This window comes from Afipia sp. MLSD5-FHT05B12, from assembly GCF_058793355.1.
The window spans coordinates 92,436-114,715 of the sequence record NZ_JBXAFS010000005.1 but is presented as its reverse complement, the minus strand read 5'-3'; the positions used below and the strand labels follow the sequence as shown (position 1 = coordinate 114,715).

At 60.4% G+C, this 22,280-nt stretch carries 18 protein-coding genes; 16 read left to right on the top strand and 2 right to left on the bottom strand.

The window, feature by feature from the left end; all coding sequences use genetic code 11:
* Nucleotides 1-57: 57 nt before the first annotated feature.
* On the top strand, nt 58-846 hold the full coding sequence (locus AC1Q6J_RS09495; protein ID WP_492279069.1) for an enoyl-CoA hydratase/isomerase family protein: 789 nt from the start codon (nt 58-60) through the stop codon (nt 844-846).
* Between the two features lie 16 nt (nt 847-862).
* Nucleotides 863-1,321: a carboxymuconolactone decarboxylase family protein gene (locus tag AC1Q6J_RS09490; protein WP_492279068.1), complete on the top strand. Its 459-nt coding sequence runs from the start codon at nt 863-865 to the stop codon at nt 1,319-1,321.
* Between the two features lie 3 nt (nt 1,322-1,324).
* Here AC1Q6J_RS09490 and AC1Q6J_RS09485 read toward each other — a convergent pair whose 3' ends face one another.
* Nucleotides 1,325-2,449, bottom strand: coding sequence for an acyltransferase family protein (locus AC1Q6J_RS09485; RefSeq protein ID WP_492279067.1), 1,125 nt, complete (start codon nt 2,447-2,449; stop codon nt 1,325-1,327).
* Between the two features lie 416 nt (nt 2,450-2,865).
* On the opposite strand from AC1Q6J_RS09485, the gene AC1Q6J_RS09480 reads away from it, so the two are divergent.
* The 7 genes from AC1Q6J_RS09480 (at nt 2,866) to AC1Q6J_RS09450 (ending at nt 10,370) form a co-directional block, all read left to right on the top strand.
* Nucleotides 2,866-3,642, top strand: a complete 777-nt coding sequence (locus tag AC1Q6J_RS09480; protein ID WP_492279066.1) for a FadR/GntR family transcriptional regulator — start codon at nt 2,866-2,868, stop codon at nt 3,640-3,642.
* Between the two features lie 130 nt (nt 3,643-3,772).
* Nucleotides 3,773-4,612: an ABC transporter ATP-binding protein gene (locus AC1Q6J_RS09475; RefSeq protein ID WP_492279065.1), complete on the top strand. Its 840-nt coding sequence runs from the start codon at nt 3,773-3,775 to the stop codon at nt 4,610-4,612.
* Nucleotides 4,612-5,490, top strand: a complete 879-nt coding sequence (locus tag AC1Q6J_RS09470; RefSeq protein ID WP_492279214.1) for a branched-chain amino acid ABC transporter permease — start codon at nt 4,612-4,614, stop codon at nt 5,488-5,490. The genes AC1Q6J_RS09475 and AC1Q6J_RS09470 overlap by 1 nt, the downstream gene beginning before the upstream one ends.
* Nucleotides 5,490-6,530: a branched-chain amino acid ABC transporter permease gene (locus tag AC1Q6J_RS09465; RefSeq protein ID WP_492279064.1), complete on the top strand. Its 1,041-nt coding sequence runs from the start codon at nt 5,490-5,492 to the stop codon at nt 6,528-6,530. The genes AC1Q6J_RS09470 and AC1Q6J_RS09465 overlap by 1 nt, the downstream gene beginning before the upstream one ends.
* Before the next feature lie 19 nt (nt 6,531-6,549).
* Nucleotides 6,550-7,728: an ABC transporter substrate-binding protein gene (locus tag AC1Q6J_RS09460; RefSeq protein WP_492279063.1), complete on the top strand. Its 1,179-nt coding sequence runs from the start codon at nt 6,550-6,552 to the stop codon at nt 7,726-7,728.
* 5 nt (nt 7,729-7,733) lie between these two features.
* Nucleotides 7,734-8,546 carry an ABC transporter ATP-binding protein gene (locus AC1Q6J_RS09455; RefSeq protein WP_492279062.1) on the top strand — a complete coding sequence of 271 codons (813 nt, stop codon included), beginning with the start codon at nt 7,734-7,736 and terminating at the stop codon, nt 8,544-8,546.
* Nucleotides 8,547-8,567: 21 nt separating this feature from the next.
* Nucleotides 8,568-10,370, top strand: a complete 1,803-nt coding sequence (locus AC1Q6J_RS09450) for an AMP-dependent synthetase/ligase (RefSeq protein WP_492279061.1) — start codon at nt 8,568-8,570, stop codon at nt 10,368-10,370.
* A 21-nt stretch (nt 10,371-10,391) separates the two neighbouring features.
* Here AC1Q6J_RS09450 and AC1Q6J_RS09445 read toward each other — a convergent pair whose 3' ends face one another.
* On the bottom strand, nt 10,392-11,174 hold the full coding sequence (locus AC1Q6J_RS09445) for a GntR family transcriptional regulator (RefSeq protein WP_492279060.1): 783 nt from the start codon (nt 11,172-11,174) through the stop codon (nt 10,392-10,394).
* Between the two features lie 393 nt (nt 11,175-11,567).
* Between AC1Q6J_RS09445 and AC1Q6J_RS09440 the strand changes: the two genes are divergently transcribed.
* From AC1Q6J_RS09440 to AC1Q6J_RS09410, 7 genes are all read left to right on the top strand, one after another.
* Nucleotides 11,568-12,611: an ABC transporter ATP-binding protein gene (locus AC1Q6J_RS09440; protein ID WP_492279059.1), complete on the top strand. Its 1,044-nt coding sequence runs from the start codon at nt 11,568-11,570 to the stop codon at nt 12,609-12,611.
* Nucleotides 12,611-13,645 (top strand): ABC transporter ATP-binding protein, encoded by a 1,035-nt coding sequence (locus AC1Q6J_RS09435; protein ID WP_492279058.1) that lies wholly within the window; start codon nt 12,611-12,613, stop codon nt 13,643-13,645. The genes AC1Q6J_RS09440 and AC1Q6J_RS09435 overlap by 1 nt, the downstream gene beginning before the upstream one ends.
* Nucleotides 13,642-15,195: an ABC transporter substrate-binding protein gene (locus tag AC1Q6J_RS09430; protein WP_492279057.1), complete on the top strand. Its 1,554-nt coding sequence runs from the start codon at nt 13,642-13,644 to the stop codon at nt 15,193-15,195. The genes AC1Q6J_RS09435 and AC1Q6J_RS09430 overlap by 4 nt, the downstream gene beginning before the upstream one ends.
* A gap of 66 nt (nt 15,196-15,261) precedes the next feature.
* Nucleotides 15,262-16,215 carry an ABC transporter permease gene (locus AC1Q6J_RS09425; protein WP_492279056.1) on the top strand — a complete coding sequence of 318 codons (954 nt, stop codon included), beginning with the start codon at nt 15,262-15,264 and terminating at the stop codon, nt 16,213-16,215.
* A gap of 1 nt (nt 16,216) precedes the next feature.
* Nucleotides 16,217-17,092, top strand: coding sequence for an ABC transporter permease (locus AC1Q6J_RS09420; RefSeq protein WP_492279055.1), 876 nt, complete (start codon nt 16,217-16,219; stop codon nt 17,090-17,092).
* Between the two features lie 35 nt (nt 17,093-17,127).
* Entirely contained in the window at nt 17,128-18,849 is a 1,722-nt protein-coding gene (locus AC1Q6J_RS09415; RefSeq protein ID WP_492279054.1) for an AMP-binding protein, read from the top strand.
* A gap of 79 nt (nt 18,850-18,928) precedes the next feature.
* Nucleotides 18,929-22,249 (top strand): carboxyl transferase domain-containing protein, encoded by a 3,321-nt coding sequence (locus AC1Q6J_RS09410; protein ID WP_492279053.1) that lies wholly within the window; start codon nt 18,929-18,931, stop codon nt 22,247-22,249.
* Nucleotides 22,250-22,280 lie beyond the last annotated feature (31 nt).

Genomic DNA, 22,280 nt, shown 5'->3' with positions numbered 1-22,280 from the left:
CTCCGAAATTTCCGGCTTACCGATTGTTCAAAGAAACAATCGTTAAGGGAGATGTCAGTGTCGGATCAGCCGGTGCTTCTGAAAGTCGACGGACCAATCGCGCGTATCGTTTTCAATCGTCCCAAGGTCTTGAACGCGCTGAGCGTCGAGGCCGCGGATGCCTTTCTCGCGGCCTGCAAGAGTGTCGCCGCGGACAAGGGAAATCGCGTTGTCATTATTGCGGGCGAGGGCCGCGCCTTCATGGCTGGCGGCGACATCTCCGCGTTTCAGGGGCCGGCAGATGAAGTACGCAGACATGTCCCGACCATCATGGAGCCGCTGCACGAAGGTCTCGAAATTCTGGCGGGGCTGCCGCAGCCGGTGATCGCCAGTCTGCACGGCCCTGTCGCGGGCGCCGGCATGAGCATTGCGCTTTCGACGGATCTCGCGATTGCCGCGGACACCGCGATTTTCACACTGGCCTATTCCAAGCTCGGTACGAGCCCCGACGGGTCGTCGTCATGGTCACTGCCGCGGCTTGTCGGACTGCGCAAGGCGATGGAAATCGCGCTGCTGTCGGACGTTTACGATGCCGCTGAAGCGCTGCGGCTCGGTCTCGTCAACCGCGTGGTGCCTGCGGCTGATCTGGCCAGCGAGACCGACAAGCTGGCGCGCCGTCTCGCCGAGGGGCCGACATTCGCTTATGGGCAAGCCAAGGCGCTGCTGCGCGGCTCGCTCGACAATTCTCTGCACGATCAAATGGAGGCCGAGGCGAAGGCGTTTGGTGCGTGCATCGGCACGAAGGATTTTGCTGAAGGCGTTAGCGCGTTTCTCGCCAAGCGGCAGCCGACGTTCACCGGCAAGTGAGTTTGGGAGGGAATTGATGAAACAGAGACTGGCACCCTACAAAATCGCACCCGACCTCATGAAGGCGATGGGAGCGCTTGAAGCCGCCGTGAAGGCGAGCGGGCTCGAGCACTCGCTGATCGAACTGGTCAAGACCCGTGCGTCGCAGATCAACGGCTGTGCGTTCTGCATTCATATGCACACCAAGGATGCGCGCGCGGCGGGGGAAACCGAGGAACGGCTCTATCTGCTGAACGCCTGGCGTGAATCGCCGCTGTATACCGATCGCGAACGAGCAGCGCTTGCCTGGACTGAATCCGTGACGCTGATCTCACAGACCAATGTTCCTGACGATGTCTATGAACAGGTTCGCGGAAGTTTTTCGGACGAGGAGATCGTCAAGCTGACCATGCTGGTGGCGACCATCAACGCGTGGAACCGGATCGCTGTCAGCTTCAGATTTATTCACCCGGTGAAGTCGGCGGCTGTCGCCTAACCGCTACGCCGCTGGCGATGCCGCCGCCGCAGGCTTCTGCGGCGGACCGATCAGCAGCTTCGTCAGCCAGCGCCGGCTCGGATTCTCAACCATTGCGTAGGATACGCGGCCCACGGCAAGCACCAGCAGCGAAATCGCCGCCACCAGCAAAAGCTGCGGCACAAGGCCGATGGTCTTGGAGACCTGTGAGATGAGGATCATCCCCACGGCGTAGTGGTAGAGATAGATCGAGTAGCTGCACTCGCCGATCCAGACCAGTGGGCGGATTTCAAAAATTCGCATCGACGTCGGCTTTGTCGCCAGGAACCAGAACAGTGTCAGAAAAAACAGCGCGGCGGTGCTGGCGATGACCGGATCTCGGCCGATGACGGCGTAGTTGGTGCTGATCCGCGCGATCAGCACATACACGACGGCGAGCATCACAAGCGCCGTGCCTTTCGCAAGCCGCTCCTTATAAAGCTCATAGAACACCGCGCCGGCCGCGAACCACGGCATGTAGTCGGGAATGAACAGCGCATCGTAGACGCCGTTGTATCCTGGCATTGCACGCCGCAGCAGCGCGCGGGCGATGTAGATGATGAGCGTGAAGGCGACGAGATTACGCGCCAGTTTCTCCCGCGAGAACAGCCAGAACAGAATCACAGCGATCATGTAGAACCGGATCTCGACCACCAGCGACCAGTAGACGCCGGTGACGAAGTCCGCCTTCGGAAACCATCCGGACCACAGCGAGGTCGGTGTCAGCGTCAATGATGGCAGGAAGTTCGGCCAGAACTGACGGCGGGTGAGGGCGAACGGTGCGTCGGACCAGTTCAGCAGAAAGAATGTGAGAATCGCAGAGACAATCAGCGCGGGCCAGATGCGGACGAATCTGCGGATCACGAAATCGAGTGCCGATCGCGATGATTCCAGCGTCATTGCGATGACAAAGCCCGAGATGATGAAGAACAACTCGACGCCCATGTAGCCGTATTTGAAGATCGGGACGTTGCTGAATGTCTCGCCGTAGGGATACAGCGTCGATTTATAGTAGAATGACTCAAGGTGATAAAAATAATGAAAGCCCATCACCAGCAGGATCGCCACGCCGCGCAAGCCGTCCAGGGCTCGGAGTCGTTGGCTGACCATGGGTTATCTGCTCTGCTGATCGGCGACGACGCAATGCGCCGGCAGTTTCCATCTTTGCCGCGCGTTCTGTCCTTGATTGTGTTGACGTTGCCAGCTTTGTCAATTTGCGCAGGTGCAAAGGTGCCAACCGGGCTCTGACTTGCCGCTTCAATTTCCGCGGAGGCAGATCGCAGCGCGCTTGCTCGTTTTGCAGCGGGCGCTGTGAAGCCCGGACGCCACATTCAGCAGCAACTGCAATGGGATTGAGTAATCCGATCCATGCATTCCAGCGCGCATTTCATTTGTCGGACAAGGTGACAAACGAAGCGCGTCACGAAATAATTTGCGCAATGCAGCATGAATTATGCTGTTTAAAGGCCATTGACGGCCTCGCATAGTCGCCCTAGCAATTGTCCGACAAACAACATTGAGCGTTCATGTCGTCGACGTCACCCAATTTCAAGCGCATCGAGGTCGCGCCCGCCTATCAAAAGGTGGCGGACGCAATCGAGCGTGAAATCGTCAACGGCCGGATCAAGCCCGATGACCCGATCGGCACTGAGTCCGAACTCGTTCAGCAATTCGGCGTCAATCGCTCGACGGTTCGTGAAGGGATCAGGGTTCTCGAGGAGAGCGGATTGATCCGGCGGGATTCAAGCCGTCGTCTGTATGCGTGCTTGCCGCGTTACAACAAGCTGGCAAGCCGGTTGAGCCGCGCGCTGGTGCTGCACGAAGTCACGTTCCGGGAATTGTTCGAGACCGCGATGATCCTCGAGGTTGCCGCCATCGAATACGCGGTGGACCACGCAACCGACGAGGACATTACAGAGGTTGCTCTCAATATCGCGAAAACCGAGCAGGCCGTCGCCAATCCGGCGGCGTTTGCCGAGCTGGACGCCGAATTTCATATTCTGATTGCAAAAGCATCGCACAACCGGGTGCTGCAACTCGCGCGCGAGCCGGCCGGTCTTTTGTTCTTTCCGACCACCGAAATGGTTGTGCGCAATGTCGCCGAAGGTATGCCGCGCCTCATCGCCGCGCATCATCATCTGCTCGACGCGATCCGAAAGCGCGACAAGCAAGAGGGTATGATCTGGATGCGGCGGCATGTCGAAGACTGGCGGCGCGGCTTTGAGCGGGCCGGCAACTCGCTCGATCGGCCGGTTGAGCGGATGTACATGGAACACGCGCTGCTGGCGCAACAGAAACGATGAGAGAATGACATAAGAAGAGGTCGCCAAAAGAGCGCAAAAGCGCCGGGCAAATCAAAGGGGAGGTCATGGTGACAGAGTTGGGGAATCCGGTGCGTCCGGATATCGATGGACTGATCGCGCGGAGCGCGGCATGACGGCGCGGAACAGCGATCTACTGTCGTCCGCCGAGTTGAACGTCAGCAATCTGTCGCTAGCTTTCGGCGGCCTGAAGGCGCTGACGAATGTGTCATTTTCAGTCGCGCCGGGATCGATCACGGCGGTGATCGGGCCAAACGGCGCGGGCAAAACTTCCCTGTTCAACTGCATCTCGGGCTTCTACCGGCCGTCCACCGGCATCATTGCGTTCGGCGGCGAGGATATCAGCAAATTGCATCCGCCGGCGCGGGCCAGGCTCGGCCTGGCGCGCACGTTCCAGAACATCGCGCTGTTCCGTGGCATGACCGTGCTCGACAACATCAAGCTCGGCCGCCACGCCCACATGGAGACGAACGTGTTCGACGCGCTCTGGTATTTCGGCCGGGCGAAGCGCGAAGAACTTGAACTGCGTTCCGAGATCGAGCGGCGGGTTCTCGACTTCCTTGAGATGGAGCATATCCGCGATCAGCCGGTGGCGTCGTTGTCCTACGGTCTGCGCAAGCGCGTCGAACTGGCGCGTGCGCTCGCCATGCGCCCTCGCATCCTGATGCTCGACGAGCCGGTCGCGGGCATGAACCGCGAAGAGACCGAGGATATGGCTCGCTTCATCCTTGACGTGAAAGAGGAGTGGGGCGTCACCATCCTGATGGTTGAACACGATATGGGCCTGGTGATGGACATTTCGGACCACGTCGTCGTGCTGAATTTCGGACAGGTGATCGCAGCCGGCAAGCCGGCGGAGATTCAGAATAATCCCGATGTTATCTCTGCCTATCTGGGCTCGGGCGATGTAGGTGAACTGTCGCGGCGCATCGCGGGCGAGAAGGCAGCGTGATGGATTGGCTCTTTCTCATCGAGATCGTGCTTTCGGGTCTCGGATCGGGTGCGTTGCTGGCGCTGACTGGCATCGCCTTCGTGCTGATCTACAAGGCCACCAAGGTGTTGAACCTTGCTGTCGGTGAAATGCTGATGCTGTGCGGATATTTCTTCTTCGGAATGACAGCAGCACTGGCGCTTCCGGTCTGGCTCGCGGTCATTCTGACATTGATTGGCGGAGGCATTCTCGGCGGCGTCATCGAGCGTATTCTGATCCGGCCGATGCTGGGCGAGAGCCCGATCTCGGTGTTCATGGTGACGGTCGGCCTGAGCTCTGTTCTGATCGGGTTCGTTGAATTCGTCTGGGGAAGCGATCCTGCGACGCTGCCAAACTTCTTGCCATCGAAGCCGGTGTTCATCGGCAGTGCGTATGTCTCGCCGAAAATCGCCGTGAGTTTTGCCGTGGCGACGGTCCTGATTGCGGCGTTTCTCGTGGTCTTTCGGACGTGGCGGGGCGGCGTCGCACTGCGCGCCACGGCTACCGATCAGGGGGCGGCATTCTCTTGCGGCATCAACGTCCCGGCCGTTTTCTCAGTCTCGTGGATCGTCGCGGGCATAGCGGCCGCAGGCTCAGGCATTCTGATCGGGTCGATCGGCGGCATCTCGCCGACCATGGGTGTGTTCGGCCTGTCGGTGCTGGTCGCTGTCATCGTCGGTGGCCTCGATTCCATCGCCGGAGCGCTCGTCGCGGGTCTGGCAATCGGCGTTGTCGAGGCGCTGGTCGGCACTTATCTGGGCGGCGAGTTCAAGCTGCTCGTTACTTTCATCATTCTCGTGGTCGCTTTGATGATCCGTCCTTATGGATTATTCGGCACCGTTGAAATTGAGCGACTCTGATGCGTATCGGCGCCGTCCATCAAACCTACGCTCAGGCAGAAGCGCTGTTCGACACCAGCGTGCAGAGGTTCATGCTGCTCGTGCTGTTCGCGGGGCTGGTCCTGTTTCCGTTCTTCGCCGATCAGTACTGGATGTATCTCGCTTGTCTCGTCCTGATCCACATCGTCAGCACGACCGGGCTCAACATTCTCACCGGCTATACCGGCCTTGTCAGTCTGGGACAGGCGGCCTTCATGTCGGTCGGCGCCTATACGGTGGCTATTCTGGAAATACGGGTCGGCACGCCGTTCATCATCAATCTCGTCGTTGCGGGATTTGTAGCGGCCGGCGTCGGCATGGTTGTCGGCATTCCAAGTCTGCGGGTGAAGGGACTTTACCTCGCGATCGCCACCATCGCCGCGTCTTTCATCCTGCACTTCCTGTTTGCCAACGGGCCCGCCATTCTCGGCGGAACGCAGGGGCTCAGCATGCCGCCAGCGCGGCTGTTCGGGTACGATCTCGCACGTCCGTTCCAGTTGTACTGGCTGTTCATGCCGCTCACGGCGCTGTCGGTGCTTGCGGCGGCCAATCTGTTCCGGACCCGCATCGGCCGCGCTTTTATCGCGATCCGCGATCGCGATATTTCGGCGGAAGTGCTGGGCATTCCGCTGCTGAAGTACAAGCTGCTCTCGTTTGCATTGTCGTCGTTCTATGCGGGCGTCGCCGGCGGGATGTGGGCTTACTTCTTCCGCGTGGTCACCCCGGAAAGCTTCCCGCTGATCTATTCGGTGTTTTTCCTCGCTGCTGTCATTGTCGGCGGGATGGGCACCATTCTCGGCGCGATTCTCGGCGCGATCTTCATGACCATGGTGCCGGAATTCCTGAAGATCGCGGTTTCCTACATGACTTTCATTCCGAATGCGGTGGCGCAACTGTCACCGATCCGGACCATCGTTTTCGGCTTGCTCATCATCGGGTTCCTGCTGTTCGAGCCGCAGGGCCTTGCCGAAATCTGGCGCCGCGTGCGGCGCTTCTTTCATCTGTGGCCGTTCAAAAAATAATATGCAGGGAGAAACAACAATGAGTATCTTTCCAACGCGGCGGAAGCTGCTGTCATACGCAGCCGCCGGCTGTCTCGCTTTAGGCCTTAACGCTCCAGCACGCGCCGCCGACGACATCGTGATCGGTGCCTCGATGCCGATGACGGGTGTGTTCGCCTTCGCCGGGATCGCGCTGAACAACGCTTTCCAGGATTATGTGAAGATCGTGAACGATGCCGGCGGCATCAATGGCCGCAAGATCAAGTATGTGTCCGAGGACACCGGCTACAAGGTCGACACATCGGTGGCGGTGTTCAATCGCATCACCAGTCAGGAGAAGGTGAATCTCTATTACGGAGACTCGACGGCTTTCTCGAAAACGATCAATGCCGAACTTAACCGTCGCGGTGATATCGTTCTTGCCGGTGCATCCTTCGCAACTGAACTGAACGATCCGAAGAACTTCCAGTACCAGTTCATCGCCGGTCCCGACTATTCGGAGATGATCGGCATCCTGCTGGAATACATCGCCAAGACGAAGCCGGGTGCGAAAATCGCTCTGGTCAACTCTGATACGGAGTTTGGACGCGATCCGATTGCTCCGACGGAGAAGCGGGCGGCGGCACTCGGCCTGAAGATCGTGGAGAAGATCGCGACCCCGCCGACCAGCGTTGATGTCTCGACCGAGGTGCTCAAGCTGCGCCGCGCCGATCCGGACTACACCATCTTCCACGGTTACATCCTGGCACCGTTGCCGGAATTCATGACCCAGGCGAAGCAACTCGGCCTCAAGACCAAGTTCATGGGCACGTTCTGGTCGATGGACAATGCGATCTGGGCGAAATCGGCAGATGTTGCCGATGGCTTCATGGGCGTGATGCCGTATCGCTATTATTTCGACACGGAAGGCAAGTCGCCGATGCTGGAAAAGATCCGGCAGATTCGCCCGGAATATCAGTCGACCGGCTACATGCAGGGCTTTTTGACCGCGATGCTGATGACCGAAGCCGCCAAGCGCACGCTTGACGCGAAGAAAGACCTCACCGCGGCCAACATGAAAGCCTCGCTGAATTCGATCAAGGACTTCGATACCGGCGGCATCATCGGCGTGCCGATCTCGATTCCCGGCAACACCGTTCCTGTCGGCCGCGTCTATCAGTACGACGGCGCAAACAAGACCATGAAGCCGGTCTCCGACTGGATCAAGATCGCAAAGTAACGACAATGGCCGCGGAAGCGCTTCTCTCAGTGAACAATATCGAGGTCGTCTATAACAAGACGGTCCAGGTACTCCGCGGCTTGTCGTTGAAAGTCGACAAGGGAGCGGTGGTCGCGTTGCTTGGCTCCAACGGCGCCGGCAAGTCGACCACGCTCAAGGCCGTCTCCAATCTTCTTGAACTGGAAGACGGCAAGGTTACGACCGGCGAAATCCTGTTCAAGGGCGACGTCATCTCGCGCTTTGCTCCGCATCAACTGGCGCGGAGCGGCCTTTTCCATGTGATGGAAGGACGCAGGATTTTCGAAGACCTGACGGTCGAGGAAAATCTCACCGCTGCGACCTACGCCATGACGGGGCGGGCAGGCGGAAAGACGCCGTTCGATCTGGTCTACACTTATTTCCCACGCCTGTTCGAGCGGCGCACCGGGCGCGCCGGATATCTGTCAGGAGGCGAGCAGCAGATGCTGGCCATCGGGCGCGCGCTCATCGCCCAACCCGAACTGATGCTGCTCGACGAGCCATCGCTGGGCCTGTCGCCGAAACTGGTGGAAGAGATTTTCACCATCATCGCCCGCATCAATCGCGAGCAAGGTGTCTCGATGTTGCTGGTCGAGCAGAATGCGGCGGTCGCCTTTGCTGTTTCGACCTACGGCTACATCATGGAGTCGGGGAAGATCGTGACCGACGGGCCGACAGAACAATTGATCCGCGATCAGGACGTTCGTGAATTCTATCTGGGCGTCGGCGCGGCCAACGCCGAGACCAAGGGTTTTCGCGGCATCAAGCACTACAAGCGCCGCAAGCGCTGGCTGTCCTGATCCAGGCGATGTGAGGCGGACATGACCGACAGATTTCCCCAGATGACGTTACCGCAGGCGCTACGTGAGAACGCGCGCCGCCATCCCGATCGCATCGCGATCAGGCAGAAGGAATACGGAATCTGGAATCCGTGTACGTGGAAGGACTATTACGCCCGTGCTTGCCATGTCGGGCTCGGCTTCCGTGCGCTGGGCCTGAGCGCAGGCGGGCACGTTGCCATTCTGTCCGAGAACCGGATCGAATGGGTGCTTGCACAACTCGGTGCGAATATCGTCGACGGAGTTGCCGTCGGCGTTTATCCGACCAGTCCGGCCAACGAAGTCGCCTATGTGCTGGCGCATTCCGAATCCGAGATCATTGTGTGCGAGGATCAGGAGCAGGTCGACAAGGTTCTGGAGCGGCGCGACGAATTGCCGAGGCTGCGGAGTATCATCGTCCTCGAAACCAAGGGCATCAGGGACTATCCGCCGGATCAGGTCATGTCGTTCGACGCACTCGAAGCGTTGGGCGTCGACTTCGAGGCAAGTCACGCCGGACCAACAGACAGCACCGTGGACGGGCAGCAGCTCTCGCAAATCGGATTGGTGATCTACACCTCCGGCTCGACCGGGAAGCCGAAAGGCGCGATGCTCAGCTACAAGAACATCCGGGCGCAGGCGATCGCCTCAGTGGACCGGCTGAATCTCGATGCGTCGGAGAGTCTTCTGTCCTATCTGCCGCTGTGTCACGTGGCGGAGCAGATGACGACGGTGATGGTGCCGGTTTATCTCGGCTCACTGGTCAATTTCGGAGAATCGATCCGAACCGTGCAGGAGGATCTGCGGGAGGTCGCGCCGAGCATGTTTCTCGGCGTGCCGCGCATCTGGGAGAAGCTTCACTCGTCGATCCACATCAAGCTGCTTGAAGCAGGGCGCATTCGGCGCGCGATGTTCGACTGGGCTTATGCCGCATGTGAGCCGTTTGCCGAAAAGAATTCAACGGACAGAACTCTTGCGGAGAGGATCAAGTTTGCGTTCTCGTACTGGCTGATCTTCCGCGCCTTGCAGAATTTCATCGGCCTGCGGAAAACACGCGTTGCGATGACCGGCGCTGCGCCGATCTCCGGCTCGATCGTCCATTTCTTTCGCACGCTCGGGGTGCCGCTCATTGAAGTGTATGGACTTACGGAAAGCTCGGGGATTGCGCTGGCTCAGGTGCTTGCCGACAAGCGCGTGGGGACGGTCGGAAGCGGCATCGACCGGATGGAGGCGAGGCTCGGCGACTCCAACGAGCTTCTCATCCGCGGCGACACGGTGTTTGCGGGGTATTACCGCAATGAGGAAGCAACCAGGGTCGCGATCCGCGATGGCTGGCTGCACACCGGCGATGTTGCGGAGTTTACGGATGGTCACTTCCGCATCGTTGACCGCCTCAAGGACATCATGATCACAGCTGGCGGCAAGAACCTCAGCCCGTCCGAGATCGAAAACACCGTCAAGTCAAGTCCGTTCATCAAGGAGTGCATCGTTATCGGCGAAGCCCGCAAATTCGTCTCGGCCTTAGTTCAGATCGACTACGATCTCGCGGGGAAATGGGCCGAGGAAAAAGCCATTGCTTATACGAACTTCAAGAATTTGACCGAGAACGCGAGCTTGCGAGAGCTGATTCAGTCAGAGATCGACAGCGCCAACGCGAAACTCGCGCAGGTCTCGCAGATCCGTCGCTTCTATCTGCTTACCAAGGAACTGGACCACGACGACGACGAAGTCACGGCGACCATGAAGGTTCGCCGGGCAAACGTACAAAAAAAATACGAGACCGAAATCGAGAGTCTTTATCGATAGAGTGGCTTCGCCGCCCGATCTTCAATCTGCCTGTGCGAGCTCGCCGCTGGCCGGTCGTCCAGACTGTGAGAGCGCGCTCAGATCGAGCGACTCTCCGCGCAACTGAGACAGGGATTCCAGCGCCCGGTCGCGATCTTCCTCAAGCAGCTTTCCATGGCTCGCTGCCGCTGCGTCGGGGTCTCGGCGTTTGATGGACTCGAGGGTCGACGTCATCAGGTCGGTAGCCAAACGCCGCAAGTTGCGCGTCTGATAGTCGAGCGGGGCTTTCCAGATCGTTGCCCACACGGTCTGATTGGCGAGGTCGGTCAGAAGTTCGACCAGAAGCTCGTTGCCGGAGCCGCGCGCGACGGTCTTGACCGCGCGCGTGGTGACACGCGCGAACGCCACCGGATCGCCGGTCTCGACCAATTCTTCCAGTTCTGCGCAGCGCCGTGCGAGCGTCTCGACATAGCTCTCGATTGGCGCAGTCGCCATCGCGCGCACCGCCAGCATCGACAGAGCCATGCGGACGTTGAACAGATCGGCGATTGACTTCAGCGATAACGGCCTCACGTAGGCGCCGCGGCGTGGCAGCAGCTCGACGAGACGGCGGCGTTCGAGAATGCGAATAGCCTCGCGGATCGGGCCGCGGCTGACACCGAAATCTCGCGCGAGATCGAGTTCGACCAGGCGTTCCCCAGCCTTGCGGCGGCCGGCAACTATCTCGACACCGAGTTCTTCGGCGACCTGGTCTGGAATTGTTCGCGGCGCGAACTTTCTCTCGAAATCGCTGTCGCCCGTTGCCTTCTGAAGAGACGCGGCCATGGCTTTTGCTCCTGGTCAGGCGTTTTGCAGATCGAACGCCTCCCGTCCAATTTACCGCTAAAGTCAATTGTTGACAATTGACAACCGATGACTTTGTATGGTGCCACGTCACTCCGGAAGGCGGGCAACAGCTCGTTTGACGGGAAATCGCCTTGCTTGAGTACGAATTCGACCAGCTCGGGCAAAACAAGAGCGGACGATCGCCGTCTCCGGCAGCAAGACCGGGCAAGGCAGCTAGGGAGCAGAGTGATGAAGGCGCCGCGTGCGACGTTAATTCTTCAAGGCCTGGCTACAGGACAGTTCCGTCACGTTGGCCGGGACGCTCCAGCCGGTGCCGTGCCGCTGCTCTTGAAGTCTCGCTCAATCCTGCCGCTCGTTTGACGTGGCCGCCTGATGGTCACCGTGACGGACTTGTCCGCTCCCACGACAATGCGTTTGCAGTCTGCGCTCGCGCCCCGGTTGCTCGACGTGCGCGGTCTTTCGCTATCCTTCATGACGGGGGATGGCGAGTTGCCGATCACCAAGAATGTGAATTTCTCGATCGCGCCGGGCGAGCGCGTCGGCATTGTCGGCGAGAGTGGCTGTGGCAAGACGGTGACGGGGCTCTCGCTGCTGCGGTTGCTGCCGCCGCAATCCGCGCGTGTGAAGGGTGAAATCCTGTTTGAAGGCGTCGATCTGGCGGGGCTCTCGCCGCGGCGGATGCGGGCCGTGCGCGGTCGCGACATTGCGATGATCTTTCAGGAACCGATGAGCGCGCTCGACCCGGTCTTCACCGTGGGCGATCAGATCAGCGAGGCCTATCGCGCGCATTTTCCTGTCAGCCGTGCGGAAGGACGCGAACGTGCCATTGCCGCTCTCGCGGAAGTTGGCATTCCCGCGCCGGAGCGGCGTTGCGACGAGTATCCGCACCAGCTGTCCGGCGGCATGCGCCAGCGCGTGATGATCGCGATGGCGCTGATCTGCAAGCCGAAGCTATTGATCGCGGACGAGCCGACCACCGCGCTCGACGTCACGGTGCAGGCCCAGATCACCGATCTCTTGCGCTCCTTGAGCGAGCGGACCGGGACCGCGCTCATTTTCATCACCCACGATCTCGGTGTGGTCGCCGAAATCTGCACCCGCATGATCACCATGTATGCAGGAGAGGTTGTGGAAGACGCGCCGGTCGACGATGCGCTGATGCGGCCGCGCCATCCCTACACGTCAGGACTTCTGCGCTCATTGCCTGGTCTCAGTCAGCGCCGTGGCGTGCTGCCGTCGATTCCGGGCCGCGTTCCATCGCCAAACGGCATGCCCGCAGGTTGCCGTTTTCGTCCGCGCTGTACCCATGCCGCGGCTGGCTGCGAGCGCGAGCAGCCGATGGTCGATGTCGAGCCCGGGCGCCGCGCGCGCTGCTGGCGGTCGCCCGATCTGATCTTGCCGGGAGCGGTGAATTGATGACCGCGGCAAAAAGCATTCTGGCGGTGCGCGGTCTGCGCATCCTGTTTCCGACCCGCGATGGCCGTGACACGGTGAAGGCGATCGACGGAATGGATTTTGAGGTCCGCGCCGGCGAGACCTTCGGGGTGATCGGTGAATCAGGGTCGGGCAAGACGACGCTGGGCCGCGCGCTGGTGTCGCTGATTGCGCCGACTCACGGACATATCCTGCATGACGGAACCGATCCGGCGTCACTCAGTACCAGCCAGTTCAGGAAACACCGGCGTGACTATCAGATCATCTTTCAGGACCCGAACGCGGCGCTCAATCCGCGCATGACCATCATCGACAGCGTGATCGAACCGCTGGAGGTGATGCGTGAAGGCAACGATGCGTCGCGCCGCAAGCGCGGGGTTGAGGCGCTCGAGCGGGTAGGGCTCTCGCCCGATACCGCCCGCCGGTATCCGCACCAGCTCTCCGGCGGCCAGAAGCAGCGTGTCAACATTGCCCGCGTTCTGACGCTGCGCCCCAAGGTCATCGTGTGCGACGAAGTCGTGGCTGCGCTCGACGTATCGATCCGTGGTGACGTGCTGAATCTCTTCACCGACTTGCAGCGCGAATTCGGGCTGACCTACGTTTTTATCACCCACGACATTTCCGTCGTCTCTCATGTTTCCGATCGCGTCGCCGTGACCTATCTCGGCAAGCTGATGGAGCTTGGCCCGACCGAAGATGTCATTGAGCAGCCGCTTCATCCTTATACGCGGGCGCTGTTGTCGGCGGAGCCGATCCCGCTCCCGTCCACAATGCGGGTCGACAAGCGGATCATTCTTGAGGGGGAAATCCCAAGTCCTGTCGCGCCGCCCTCGGGCTGCCGGTTTCGCACCCGCTGTCCATCGGTGCAGCTGCGCTGCTCAGCCGAAGTCCCGGGGTGGCGTGAATTAAACCCGGGGCACGCGGTTGCCTGCCATTTCGCCACGCCTGACGGGCCACCACCGAGCAATCAAGAAAGCGCCAACAGCGCCATAACAAGCGGAAGGAAACGAGAATGAGGAAGTTCGATCGCAAGATAGGCGCATTGCACCGGCGCGAGATGCTGGCGTTGATGGGTGGTGCCGCTGCTGCAGGCGCATTCGGATTGCCGGCTTCCGCGCAGGGGCAAAAGAAGGGCGGCATCCTGAAGGTTGCGGCTCCGGCAAATCCGTCCTCGCTCGATCCGGCCACGGGCGGCGCGGGATCGGACCACAGCATTCTCTGGACCATGTACGACACGCTGGTTGAATGGGATTACGAGACGCTCAAGCCGAAGCCAGGTCTTGCCAAATGGACATACCCGGATCCCAAGACCCTCGTGTTCGATATCCAGAGCGGCATCAAATTCCACGACGGCACGCCGCTCGATGCGGAAGCCGTCAAGTTCAACATCGACCGCGCCCGCGGGGACCAGCGCTCGAATGTGAAGGCAGATCTCACCAGTGTTGCTTCGGTTGAAGTGACCGGCCCCTTGCAGGTGACGCTGAAGCTCAAGAATCCGGATAGCGCATTGCCGGCGATCTTTTCCGATCGCGCTGGCATGATGGTTTCGCCGACCAACATCAAGGCGCTCGGGAACGACACCGACCGCAAGCCGGTGGGCGCTGGTCCGTGGAAATTCGTTCGGTGGGCCGACAACGAAATTATTGTTGTGACGCGCAACGAGAATTACTGGCGTCCCGGACGGCCATATCTCGACGGCATTGAGTTCAACATCATTCCGGAGCTCGCGACCGGGCTCCGCTCGGTGGTTGCGGGCCAGAACGATATGTCGTTCGCGCTGCCAGCACGCCTCAAGCCGGTCATCGATCGCGCCAAGAATCTGACGACTGTGACGTCGCCGACGCTGTACTGCGTGCAGCTCTACATCAATCATGGCCGCGCGCCGCTCGACAACGTCAAGGTGCGGCAGGCGATCAATTTCGCACTGGACCGCGATGCCTTCGTCAAGGCGACGATGAATGGCCTTGGCGAACCGGCCAGAATGACACTACCAACCACGCACTGGGCCTACGACAAATCCCTTGCCAATCTCTATCCGCACGATCCTGACAAGGCACGCAAGCTGCTGGCGGAAGCAGGCTTCAAGGATGGCCTCGAATTGACTATTGGCGGCTATGTGGATCAAGACTCGGTTCGTCGCGGCGAAGTGATTCAGGATCAGCTTGGCAAGGCCGGCATTCGGCTTAAGTTCACGCGCGGCACCATCGCCGAAATCAGCGCGCAGTTTTTCGCGACGGAGAAGAAGTTCGACCTGCTGGTGTCGGCATGGACGGGGCGGCCTGACCCGAGCATGACCTATGCGCTCGGTTTCGACAAGGGCGCTTACTACAACGCCAGCCGTCTCGCGACACCCGAACTGTCCGCGTTGATTCAGGAAAGCCGCGAAAGCGAAGACCTGACCAAGCGGGCCGCCGTGTTCGCGAAGATTCAGCGCCTCACAATGGAGAATGCGTTGTCCGCTCCGCTCGCATTCCAGTTTGAACTCGACGCGCTGTCCGAGAAGGTCAAAGGCTTCAAGCCGAACCTGCTTGGCAAGCCGAAGTTCGAAAACATCTCGCTTGGATAACGCCAAACCCGGTGCCGCGCGATGAGCGCGGCGCCGGGCCATCGACTGATAGGGCCTGCTTTGTTCATGATCACCGCCGCAAAATTCAGCATTATTGGCCGCCGTCTGCTTCAGACGGTGCCGGTCATTGTGCTGTCGACATTTATTGTGTTCGGCCTGCTCAAGCTGGTGCCGGGCGATGTCGCGGTGACGCTGGCAGGGGACAATGCGTCGGAGCAACGGATCACCGAAATTCGCGAAATCTACGGTCTCGACCGGCCGTTCTTCGTCCAATACGGCACGTGGCTCTGGAAGGCCGCCCATGGTGATCTTTCCAACTCGCTGGTTTCGAGCGAGGCGGTGCTTACCTCGATCAAGCGTTGCCTTCCGCACACGCTCCTGATCGTGGCTCTGGCGCTACTGCTGGCACTGATCGTCGGAATCCCGCTCGGCATCGCGGCAGCCAGCAGACCGGGCTCGTGGATCGACAGTTTCGTCATGGCCATCGCATCGCTTGGCGTGGCTGTGCCGAACTTCTGGCTGGGCATGTTGCTGGTGGCCTTCTTCGCGCTGGAAATGAATTGGTTTCCGGCCACCGGGGCGGTGGCGTTCTCGCAGGACCCATGGGGTGCGTTACGTCACGCCATACTGCCAGCAGTCGCACTCGCCTCGGGCGGCATGGCCGAGGTCGCACGGCAGTTGCGGTCATCGCTGGTCGAAATCCTGTCCTCGCAGCAGGTGCGCACGCTGCACGCCAAGGGCCTTCCGCCGTCGTCGATCCTGTGGCGGCACGGACTGAAGAATGTCAGCGTCAATCTTCTGACCGTGGTCAGTTTGCTCGCCAATCGCATGCTCGCGGCGACGGTCGTTGTGGAGGCTGTGTTTGCCATTCCCGGAATGGGCAGCCTCATCGTTAACGCTGCGATGAACCGGGATTTTCCGGTGGTGCAGGGCGTGGTGTTCGCGATGGTGTTGATCGTGGTCACGCTCAACTTGCTGACCGACATTCTCTACAGCGTTCTCGATCCAAGGATTTCCTGAGATGGCGGACACAGTTGTCATCGCGGAACGCAGGCCAAACCGGTTCGCCGGTTTCGGCCGCTGGTTCCGTTCCGATTTGCGGGGGGCCTTAAGTCTTTCGTTTCTGGTGATCCTCATCCTGATTTCGATCCTGGGGCCGTGGATATCTCCTTACTCGCCGACACAGCAGGATCTCGATGCCGCGCTGTCGCCGATGACGGCGAAGCATTGGCTCGGCGCCGATGATCTCGGCCGCGATACGCTGAGCCGGCTGATCTACGGCGGCATGGCGTCGCTCTATGCAAGTTTTCTGGCGGTCGCCATCGCTGTTGCGATCGGCGTTCCGGTCGGCGTGCTGGCTGGCTACCTCGGCGGATGGGTCGATGAGGGGATTAGCCGCGTCGTCGATAGCTTTCTGTCGTTTCCCGCCATCGTGCTTGCGATCGCGGTGACCGGCGCACTCGGCATCGGCCTGACCAATGGCATGATTTCCGTCGGCATTGTGTTTGCGCCTCAATTGGCGCGGCTGGTGCGTGCGCGGACCCTGGTGGTGCGCAACGAACTCTATGTCGACGCGGCGCGTTGTTTCGGCGTGACCACCGGCCGCATTCTGTGGCGTCACGTTCTGCCGAACGCGATCCAGCCGGTGATCGTGCAGGTCACGCTGCTGCTGGCAGCCGCGCTGCTCGCCGAAGCGAGTCTCAGCTTTCTCGGCCTCGGCATTCAGCCGCCGGACCCGAGCTGGGGCGCGATGCTGGCGCGCGCCTACCAGAATATGGAGATCGCGCCCGAGCAGATGTATCCGCCGGGACTCGCGATTTTGTTCACGGCACTCGCGTTCAACGCACTGGGCGAATCGATGCGCGTTGCGCTCGATCCGACCATGAAGCGCCGCTGATGGTTGGTTTCTGAAAAATAAGAAGGAAGACGGGAATGGCCGCGCGCCTCAGTGAAAAAGAATACATGGAGCAGTTGCACGCCCTGTGGAAAAAGACGTGGCCCAAAGGGATCGCGCGAACGCCGCAGTATCCGCACGGCGAGGTCGCACTCACCGAGTATCTGCGCGCTTGGGCGAAGCAGCGGCCACAGCGGCCCGCAGTCATCTTCTACGGTCATGTGACGACCTATGCCGATCTCGACCAGCAAAGCGATCGTTTCGCGGCATTGTTGCAGGCGAAGGGCGTGCGCAAGGGCGATCGCGTTGCTGTGTTCCTTCCGAATTGTCCACAGTTTCACATCGTATTTTTCGGCATCCTTAAGCTTGGCGCCATCCACGTGCCGGTCAGTCCGCTGTCGCGGGCTTTCGAGCTTGCCTATGAACTGAACGACACCGATGCCGAGGTCATTGTCGCGCTGGACCAGCTCGCGGCGACGGTCGATCAGGTGAGGGGGGAGACCAAGCTGCGCGAGGTCATCGTGACGAGCTTCGCCGACGTTGTTCCCGCCAAGCCGAGCATTCCGGCGCCGGATTCGACTACAATTCCGCGTCTCGAAATCAAGGGCGCTACCGATCTGCTGCCCGCTCTTGCAGCGATGCCTGCGCCTGTCCCGCTGCCGCCTGCCAATCTCAATGACATCGCGGCGCTCAATTACACCGGTGGCACCACCGGCATGCCGAAAGGTTGCGTCCACACACAGGGCGACATGGTTTATACGGCCGCGGCCAATCATGGCATTTCGGTCGCTGCCGACGAGAACAGTATCTTTCTGTCGTTCTTCCCGGAATTCTGGATCGCGGGCGAGAACTTCGGATTGATTTTCCCGCTGTTTACCGGCGCGACGCTGGTGTTGCTGGCGCGGTGGGATGCGGTGAGTACGCTCGCGGCCATCGACAAGTATAAGGTGAACGTCACAGCCATGCCGGTCGATGGCGCGGTCGAGTTGATGGATCATCCGCGATTCAAGGAATTCGATCTGTCGTCGCTCACCCAGGTGCGCGTGGTCTCGTTCGTCAAGAAGCTTAATCCTGACTACCGCAAGCGCTGGAAGGATCTCACGGGGACAATCCTGACAGAGGCGGCGTATGGAATGACCGAGACCCATACGTCGAACACCTTTACCGCAGGATTTCAGGATGGCGACTTCGATCTGATCTCGCAGCCGATCTTCGTCGGGCTTCCGGTGCCGGGTGCCGAGTTCAAGATCACAGATTTCGAGACCGGCGAACTTGTTCCGTTCGGAAGCGAAGGAGAAATTCGCGTTCGCACGCCGTCGCTGCTCAAGGGCTATTGGAACAAGCCCGAAGCAACGGCAGAATCGCTGGTCGATGGCTGGCTGCGCACCGGCGATATCGGAAGCATCGACAAGGACGGATTCCTGCATTTCCTCGGCCGCCGCAAGGAGATGCTGAAGGTCAAGGGGATGAGCGTGTTTCCGCCGGAGATCGAAGCGCTGCTCGGACAGCATCCGGCTGTGCTGGGATCGGGTGTCGTGGGACGTGACGATCCCGACAAGGGGCAGGTGCCGGTGGCATTCATTCAACTCAAGCTCGAAGCCATCGGAGCAACCAAGCCGGAAGACATTCGTGCGTGGTGCGCGGAGCGGATGGCCGTCTACAAGGTGCCGGAGGTGCGGATCATCGAGGCGTTGCCGATGACCGCGACCGGCAAGGTCAAGAAGCAGGAACTTGACGTGAAGGCGTCCGCCGCTTCGTGAGTTAATCGCTGAATTTTATCCGGTGTGGTGTCACGAATGCCCCGCGCCGGGATGACGTTGTTTCGTGACGGAGAGAGTTATGTCATTTCGCAAGCTGCTGATCGCCAACCGTGGCGAGATCGCCATTCGTATCGCGCGCGCCGCCGCAGACGCCGGGCTCGCAACGGTTGCGATCTATCCAGCTGACGACGCGTTGTCGCTTCATGTCCGTGCGGTGGACAAGGCCTGCGAAATTCCCGGACGCGGCGCGCGCGCCTATCTCGATATTGAAGGCGTGATCTCGGCGGCAAAGTCCACCGGCTGCGACGCGTTGCATCCTGGTTACGGGTTTCTCAGCGAGAACGCCGTGCTGGCGAGGCGGTGTGCCGAAGAAGGAATTGTGTTCGTTGGGCCGTCGCCCGAGGCGCTCGATTTGTTCGGCGACAAGGTTGCGGCAAAGGCATTGGCGAAGCGCTGTAACGTGCCGGTGATCGAGGGCACCGTCGGGCCGACCACGCTGGAGGAGGCGAAAGCCTTCTTCGCATCGCTCGGCAAGGGCGGCGCGGTCATGGTCAAGGCGATGGCTGGTGGTGGTGGCCGAGGCATGCGCGCCGTCGAGAAGGCGTCCGATCTTGAGGAGGCCTACGCGCGTTGCCAGTCCGAGGCGAAAGCGGCATTCGGCAGCGACGGTGTTTATGTCGAGCGGCTCATTCGGAAAGCACGCCATATCGAAGTGCAGATTATCGGTGATCGGCATGGCGCGATCAGCCATCTGTGGGAGCGCGAATGCACCATTCAGCGCCGTAATCAGAAGCTGATCGAGGTCGCGCCAAGTCCTTCTCTCAGCGATAGTCTTCGCGCGCGTATCGTTGAGGCGGCAAAACAACTGGCCTCAGCGGCGAACTACGACAGTCTCGGCACCTTCGAGTTTCTGGTGGATGGGGAAGCCGGCGAGGGCGATGGGGCCTTTGCGTTCATCGAGGCCAATCCGCGGCTTCAGGTCGAGCATACAGTCACGGAAGAAGTACTCGGCGTCGATCTCGTGAAATCGCAGCTGGCAGTCGCGGACGGCGCGACGCTGGATTCGCTCAGGCTCGCACAGTCCGCTATCCCGGCGCCGCGCGGCTTTGCGATCCAATCGCGCATCAACATGGAAGTCATGGACGAGAGCGGAGCGACAAAGCCGACCGGCGGCGTACTCGCGGTGTTCGAACCGCCATCTGGTCCGGGTGTGCGCGTGGATACTTTCGGTTATGCGGGCTACAAGACGAGCGCTGCCTTTGACTCGCTACTGGCCAAGGTGATCGTTCATACGCCGTCGGCGCGCTGGCCGGATGCGGTTGCGAAGGCTGCGCGCGCTCTGCGCGAGTTCCGTATCGACGGTGTTGCGACCAATATCCCGTTTATTCAGGCGTTGTTGGCAAATCCCGATTTCGTCGCTAACCGGATCAGCACGAACTTTGTCGACACCAATGTCGCCGCGCTTGTTGGCGCTGCTAAGGAAGCCGCACCGCCACTGTTCTTTGCAAGCACTGGAGAAGCTAAGGCAGGTGCAACAGAAAAGCGCAGCGAAGGTGCGGCGAGCGGACCGGCGGGATCCGTCGCGATAGGCGCGCCGCTGCAAGGCACCGTGGTTGCTATCCCGGTGGCCGAGGGCGATGTGGTTCATCCCGGTCAGCAACTCGCAATCATCGAATCCATGAAAATGGAGCATCTGGTGACTGCCCAGCAAGGCGGGAAGATCACCAGGGTTATCGCCGCCGACGGCGTCACGCTGATGCAGGGCGAAGTCATTCTTTATATCGAACCGCAGGAAATGGCTGGGCATGAGGTGGTGGAGGAGGCCGAGATTGATCTCGACTTCATTCGGTCCGATCTCGCCGAAATGATCGCTCGCCAGGGCAATACGCTGGATGAAAACCGGCCGCAGTCGGTCGAGCGCCGCCGTAAGACGAATCAGAGGACAGCGCGGGAGAATATCGCCCAGCTTGTCGACGAGGGATCGTTCATCGAGTACGGCTCGCTCGCAATCGCGGGCCAGCGCCGCCGGCGCGCGCTCGATGATCTGATCAAGAATACGCCGGCCGACGGCCTCGTTACCGGCGTTGCGACAGTTAATGCGACGAAGCTCGGCGAGCAGGATGCACGCTGCATGGTGATCTCCTACGATTACACCGTGCTGGCCGGCACCCAGGGCCACATGAATCACAAGAAGACCGATCGCATGCTGAGCCTTGCCGAGCAATGGCGCATGCCGCTGGTGTTTTATGCCGAGGGTGGCGGCGGCCGGCCCGGCGATACCGATCGGCTCGGCATGACCGGCCTCGACGGGCCGTCCTTTGTGCAGTTCGCGCGTCTGTCCGGGCTCGTGCCGGTGGTCGGCGTGGTTTCGGGTTACTGCTTTGCGGGCAACGCTGCGATGCTTGGCTGTTGTGATGTCATCATCGCCACGGAGAATGCGTCGATCGGCATGGGCGGACCGGCGATGATCGAAGGCGGCGGCCTCGGCGTCTATCATCCGGCGGAAGTGGGACCGGTCTCGTTCCAGTCGCCGAACGGTGTCGTCGACATCCTGGTTGCGGACGAAGAGGCCGCGACGACTGCCGCGCAGAAGTACCTGTCGTATTTTCAGGGCACGCTTGCCGACTGGAAAGCATCGGACCAGCGTCTGCTGCGCCGCGCGATTCCCGAAAACCGTCTGCGGGTCTATGATATCCGATCTGTCATCGATTTGATTGCAGACGAAGACTCGGTGCTTGAGATCCGGCGTGATTTCGGCGTCGGCATGATCACGGCGTTCATCCGCATTGAGGGCAAGCCTTTCGGCCTGATTGCGAACAATCCCAAGCATCTCGGCGGCGCTATCGATGCCGACGCGGGTGACAAGGCAGCGCGCTTCCTGCAACTTTGCGATGCGTTTGACATTCCAATCGTGTCACTTTGCGACACGCCAGGATTCATGGTCGGGCCGGAGGCGGAGAAAACCGCAATCGTTCGTCACGTGGCGCGCATGTTTGTGACCGGCGCGAGTCTCACGGTTCCGCTGTTCGGCATCGTGCTGCGCAAGGGTTATGGTCTTGGGGCGCAGTCGATGATCGGCGGCGGTTTCCACGCGTCGTTCTTCACAGCGGCGTGGCCGACCGGCGAATTCGGCGGCATGGGGCTGGAAGGTTATGTCCGGCTCGGATTCCGCAAGGAGATGGAAGCGATTCCCGATCCGGTCGAGCGGGAGAAATACTACAAGGCCAAAGTTGCCGAACTGTACGCCAACGGTAAGGCTGTCTCGATCGCTTCTGTGTTTGAGATCGACAACGTGATCGATCCGGCGGAAACGCGTAGCTGGATCATGGCAGGGCTGCGCTCAGTGCCGAAGCCGACCAAGCGCGAGCATCGCAAGCGGCCGTGTGTCGATACCTGGTAAGGCGAGAGCCCTGTCCTAGGGCAGGGCTGTC

Bases quoted from the DNA above. Each gene is read 5' to 3' on its own strand.
- AC1Q6J_RS09425 (WP_492279056.1), top strand. From the start codon at position 15,262: ATGATCACCGCCGCAAAATTCAGCATTATTGGCCGCCGTCTGCTTCAG.
- AC1Q6J_RS09465 (WP_492279064.1), top strand. From the start codon at position 5,490: ATGCGTATCGGCGCCGTCCATCAAACCTACGCTCAGGCAGAAGCGCTG.
- AC1Q6J_RS09410 (WP_492279053.1), top strand. From the start codon at position 18,929: ATGTCATTTCGCAAGCTGCTGATCGCCAACCGTGGCGAGATCGCCATT.
- AC1Q6J_RS09450 (WP_492279061.1), top strand. From the start codon at position 8,568: ATGACCGACAGATTTCCCCAGATGACGTTACCGCAGGCGCTACGTGAG.
- AC1Q6J_RS09440 (WP_492279059.1), top strand. From the start codon at position 11,568: ATGGTCACCGTGACGGACTTGTCCGCTCCCACGACAATGCGTTTGCAG.
- AC1Q6J_RS09420 (WP_492279055.1), top strand. From the start codon at position 16,217: ATGGCGGACACAGTTGTCATCGCGGAACGCAGGCCAAACCGGTTCGCC.
- AC1Q6J_RS09445 (WP_492279060.1), bottom strand. From the start codon at position 11,174: ATGGCCGCGTCTCTTCAGAAGGCAACGGGCGACAGCGATTTCGAGAGA.
- AC1Q6J_RS09435 (WP_492279058.1), top strand. From the start codon at position 12,611: ATGACCGCGGCAAAAAGCATTCTGGCGGTGCGCGGTCTGCGCATCCTG.
- AC1Q6J_RS09475 (WP_492279065.1), top strand. From the start codon at position 3,773: ATGACGGCGCGGAACAGCGATCTACTGTCGTCCGCCGAGTTGAACGTC.
- AC1Q6J_RS09480 (WP_492279066.1), top strand. From the start codon at position 2,866: ATGTCGTCGACGTCACCCAATTTCAAGCGCATCGAGGTCGCGCCCGCC.
- AC1Q6J_RS09460 (WP_492279063.1), top strand. From the start codon at position 6,550: ATGAGTATCTTTCCAACGCGGCGGAAGCTGCTGTCATACGCAGCCGCC.
- AC1Q6J_RS09415 (WP_492279054.1), top strand. From the start codon at position 17,128: ATGGCCGCGCGCCTCAGTGAAAAAGAATACATGGAGCAGTTGCACGCC.
- AC1Q6J_RS09470 (WP_492279214.1), top strand. From the start codon at position 4,612: ATGGATTGGCTCTTTCTCATCGAGATCGTGCTTTCGGGTCTCGGATCG.
- AC1Q6J_RS09490 (WP_492279068.1), top strand. From the start codon at position 863: ATGAAACAGAGACTGGCACCCTACAAAATCGCACCCGACCTCATGAAG.
- AC1Q6J_RS09430 (WP_492279057.1), top strand. From the start codon at position 13,642: ATGAGGAAGTTCGATCGCAAGATAGGCGCATTGCACCGGCGCGAGATG.
- AC1Q6J_RS09455 (WP_492279062.1), top strand. From the start codon at position 7,734: ATGGCCGCGGAAGCGCTTCTCTCAGTGAACAATATCGAGGTCGTCTAT.
- AC1Q6J_RS09485 (WP_492279067.1), bottom strand. From the start codon at position 2,449: ATGGTCAGCCAACGACTCCGAGCCCTGGACGGCTTGCGCGGCGTGGCG.